Raw genomic sequence first — 4363 nt, forward strand, 5'->3', positions numbered from 1 at the left:
CTCCCTGAATTTCTTCTTCAGTAAAGGTATGAGCGTCTTCGGTAAAGTGACCGCAAAAGATAATGGTAGAGGTCCAAAGGTTTCTAAGGATATTGGCAATTAAGTTACCGAGTAATACTTGCCCGGCCACAGGCCAGCATAGTAAAGGAAAGAATATGTAATCCTTGAAGGTTTGACGGCCGATTTTGCTAAAGAAATCTTTCTTTAATTGCTTGCGGCTAATTGGCAGGGAACTTGTTTCGCGGCGCTTGCCCATAAAGATTCTTTCTGCAGCGACTTCGTGGTAAGCAATCCCTGCTTCAAAGAAGGTGCTAAGCCCTAGGTAGCTGAATATCTGCCAGCGGTTTTTTGGCCGCCAAGGCAGGTCATCGCTAAGACGGAATATGCCATAGCCAAAGTCACGGTCTTTGCCGATAACATTTGTATAAGTGTGATGCTCGTGGTTGTGATAGCGCTTCCAAGAGCCCGAGTCTCCCGCAATATCCCACTCGAATTTTCTGGAGTTAATGTTAGGGTCATTCATCCAGTCATATTGCCCGTGCAGTACATTGTGGCCAATTTCCATATTGTCCAGAATCTTTGCTAAGGCCAACAGTAAAACTGCCAACACCCATAATAGGGGGCTTACAAAGCCCATTACCATTAGGATTCGGCCAGCAATTTCACTGCCGCGTTGAATTGCGATTAAACGTCGAATGTATTTTGCATCACTTGCGCCCACTTTCTTAAGGGTGTCTGCGCGAACTTTGTCCAGCTCTTCTGCAAAGCCGTCTAAGATTTCTCGGGATGGCTTCTGAGTATTGTTCGGATTCATAATGTCTTCCTGATTAATCTCTTAAAGTTCAAGTTCTACTTTGCCAACCGGCACCGAAACACAAAGCTGTATTTCTTCTTCTCCGGTATCCGAATATTGTTGGGTTCGCGTATTGAAGACTCGCCCGGTCTTCTTTTTACAAATACACTGGTGACACACGCCCATTCGACAACCCGCAACGGGTTTTAAACCTTGGTTCTCTGAGATTTCCAGCAGGGTAGCTTTGTCAGACTCGATAAACTGCTGAGGGTCAAAGGTGACTTGCTTTCGAGAGTCCAGGTAATCGACTTGAATCAGTTCATCGGCATCGTCTGCATTCATTCCCTCAAGAGATAAAGGCTGTTGGCCGAAGTATTCAAAGTGGATATCTGCTTCAGGAACCGTATTGGACGTTAGAAGCGATTGGGTAATTTCAATCATTTTCCCAGGCCCACATACGTAAAATTCTTTTTCGCTGATGTCTTCTACAAACATTTCCAGCTGCTGCTGATCTATTCTACCTTGGTGGTCACTATAGATAGTTGTTACCTGCAAACCCTTCGCTTCAAGGTGAGAAAGTTGCTCGGAAAAGAATAGGGATTGGCTATTATTTACATAAAAGAGCAACTGAGCCTGCTTATACCAAGCGTTGCTCTGGTATTCGTTCAGCATTGAAAATATGGGGGTTAGTCCGCTTCCGCCTGCAATAAATACTTTGTCTTTTACTGAGTTGCTTAGTTGGAAATCACCTTGGGCTTCGGATAAGTAAACAGTGTCACCACTTTTCAAAGCTTGGTTGAGCCATGGCGTTACAGCACCTTCTTCATTTGCGCGTATGGTTAAGGTGATTTCACCTGTGCGAAGAAAGTGTTTAGGCGAGCAGGAAAGGCTAAAGGTACGTGTTAGCATTGCGCCATCTTTTTCAACGCTTAGCTGTACATATTGTCCGGCATTAAAACCAGTCCATTTTTTTTCTGGCCTTAAAGTCAGCGTGTAGATGTCATCTGTTTCATTTCTTATGAAGAGTACTTGAGCACTAGTTCTTCCGTGACGCCAATTTGGGCGAAAAACCTGAATAATGGGCTCTAAAAAGACACCAAAGCTACCGGTATTGGTAAGTTGGCGGCTTAAGAAGCCAATAGCTTTCTGAGCGATTGTTTGCGATTCTGCTATAGGGCTTTCGCTGTTCATCCCTTTAGACATAGTGACCTCCTACTAAGTTCGAGGTACAGTTGTACGCTTTTTGTTCTATTATGTCTAGAATTGTCAGTCGCATAAGTATGATCATCTAATTTAGGTGGCCGAATTTTTTGGTAGTGGAGATTGTAGCAATTTAATTTGTGCGGAATATTTCATATCTGTGTAGTATGCCCATTTATTTATTAACGAATCTTGGGGATACCATGGCGCTGAAGTCCACGATCTATAAAGTTACTTTGCAACTAAGTGACTTTGATCGAGATCATTACCAAAGCTACTCGCTTAATGTTGCACTTCACCCATCTGAAACCATTGAACGTATGTTGCTTCGTTTGCTTGCTTTTTCATTGTATGCAGATGAAGCGCTAAGTTTTACCAAGGGTTTATCGACTGATGATGAGCCGGATATCTGGCTCAAGTCTTTATCCGACGAAATAGAGTTGTGGATCGACTTGGGCTTACCTGATTTAAAACGTATCCGTAAAGCTTCAGGTCGCTCAGATAAAGTTGTTGTATTGGCTTATGGCGGACAAAAGGTTGCCCCCTGGTTCGACGGGTTAGCAAAGGATTTGAAGCGTATAGCTAATTTGTCTGTCTTGCGTGCAGAGATGGCTGATATCGAGCCACTGCTTGCGCATGTCGAAAGAACGATGGAGCTCGTTGTGATGATTCAGGATGGAAGTTTGAATGTAAGCTTGGGGGAGAGTGTTGTTGACTTGAATATCGAGCGGCTGCTTGGCGAGGAATAATTGTCTTTTGCGATGGACGAATATAGCTGCAATCGGTTAATCTCCGTGTATCTAATGTATTGAAACGAGGAGAAAAACATTGAGCAATACAAAAATCATTACGCCAGACTTGTGCGACGAGTACCCGGATTTAGTTCAGGTCTTGGAACCGATGATGAACAATTACGGTGCAATCGATGCCTTTGGTGGCGAAATTGTTACGGTAAAGTGTTTTGAAGATAACTCTATCGTCAAAGAACAGGTGGGTTTACCTGGCGAAGGGCGAGTGATGGTTGTTGATGGCGGTGGTTCAATGCGTAATGCCTTGTTAGGTGATATGTTGGCTGAGAAAGCAGCTGCGAACGGCTGGTCTGGTTTGGTTATTTACGGCTGCATTCGTGATGTTGATGTGATCGGGCAGACGCAGCTAGGTGTTCAGGCAATGAACACTAATCCGCGTAAAACTGAAAAGCGTGGTATTGGTGATCTGAATGTTCCGGTCACCTTTGGTGGCGTAACCTTTACACCAGGTCACTACGTTTATGCCGATAATAATGGTGTTATTGTTTCGCCTGAAAAGTTGGAAATGCCAGCCTAGTAGAGACTTTAGCGAACACATAAAAAAGCCCGTGAGAAAAACGCTCACGGGCTTTTTTATGTGCTTATGAAATTGCTTCGCCTAACTCGCGATTTCTACAATTTCTGCGCCTACTTGAAAAGTATTTTCGTCGACCTGTGTGCAGCGTAGTACTTTTACGGTTGCATCCAGAGCGGGAAACGCATCGTTGCTTGAAGGAAGCGATGTCCGGCAAGTTGCTCCTGCTGTTAGTTCTTCTTCTACTTCTATTAACATGCCTGCGCCACTAAGGTCACGGCAATAACCATTTACTTTGATGTCCGAGTTATCAACGGCTAGAGTGATTTCAGTATCGACTCTCATTCTGATGAAATCGCGTTTTTCATCCCAGGTACGGCTATACAGGTTATTCATCTATTCAACACCTCTTATGGATAAATGTCTCACCTTCATTTATATGTCTAAATATGGTTGCTGTCAAAGAGCAAAACCACAAGATATTCGACTATTAGCAATTGGTAAGATTCTAGTAATAAGTTGATGCGGATGAAATTCACCCCAGCGCATCAAGCTTGATGATACCGCTGGGGCAAAAGTTTTTCTATGGTGTGTTGCTCATTTTTAGAACGAAATGGGCAAATAATAGACTAAGTGTTTGTTTTTAAAGCAGCCTAAAAAATAAGCTTTTTTACGCCCAGCTATCATTTTTCTTAGAAGGTTTAATGATAGGAATTAATAAAGTTAGAATTACACCAAGTGTTACCAGGCCACCCCCGATTAACATCATGTTAGAATCTGACTTATCTTTTAATCTAAGATTCTCGGTTTGGATCAGTTCTAATTCGTTTCTAAGCTGCTCATTACTTTCTCTAAGCTCACGATTTCGCTTATCTAGATTAAGGGCATTGGCCGAAATAGACTTAATGTTCTTTAGCTCTTTGCTATTAGCATTAAGCTCTGAAGTGGTTTGAGTATGTTCTTTGCTAAGACTCTGGTGCTTCTTTTTCAAGTTGGCCAGTTGAGTTTGAGTTTCTTCGTAGTTAGCTTTTAGTTTAGCTAACTCCT

The 4363-nt window shown here is 42.8% G+C and carries 6 protein-coding genes; 2 read left to right on the forward strand and 4 right to left on the reverse strand.

Annotated features, from left to right (window positions below; translation table 11 throughout):
* The coding region (locus A3761_RS01460; protein WP_068749680.1) for a fatty acid desaturase at window positions 1-814 on the reverse strand (814 nt) is incomplete at its 3' end.
* A gap of 21 nt (window positions 815-835) precedes the next feature.
* Window positions 836-1996, reverse strand: coding sequence for a flavin reductase family protein (locus A3761_RS01465; RefSeq protein WP_068553587.1), 1161 nt, complete (start codon window positions 1994-1996; stop codon window positions 836-838).
* 200 nt (window positions 1997-2196) lie between these two features.
* On the opposite strand from A3761_RS01465, the gene A3761_RS01470 reads away from it, so the two are divergent.
* Together A3761_RS01470 and rraA are read left to right on the forward strand one after the other, a co-directional pair.
* On the forward strand, window positions 2197-2742 hold the full coding sequence (locus tag A3761_RS01470) for a YaeQ family protein (RefSeq protein WP_068511585.1): 546 nt from the start codon (window positions 2197-2199) through the stop codon (window positions 2740-2742).
* A 79-nt stretch (window positions 2743-2821) separates the two neighbouring features.
* Window positions 2822-3319: a ribonuclease E activity regulator RraA gene (gene rraA, locus A3761_RS01475; protein ID WP_068511588.1), complete on the forward strand. Its 498-nt coding sequence runs from the start codon at window positions 2822-2824 to the stop codon at window positions 3317-3319.
* Window positions 3320-3400: 81 nt separating this feature from the next.
* Here rraA and A3761_RS01480 read toward each other — a convergent pair whose 3' ends face one another.
* Both A3761_RS01480 and A3761_RS01485 read right to left on the reverse strand, forming a co-directional pair.
* The gene (locus tag A3761_RS01480) at window positions 3401-3712 is read right to left on the reverse strand and encodes a PilZ domain-containing protein (protein WP_068507473.1); all 312 of its coding nucleotides are present in this window, start codon (window positions 3710-3712) and stop codon (window positions 3401-3403) included.
* A gap of 274 nt (window positions 3713-3986) precedes the next feature.
* On the reverse strand, window positions 3987-4363 hold a 377-nt coding region (locus A3761_RS01485; protein ID WP_156491490.1), incomplete at its 5' end, for a TIGR04211 family SH3 domain-containing protein.

The organism is Oleiphilus sp. HI0123, assembly GCF_001635315.1.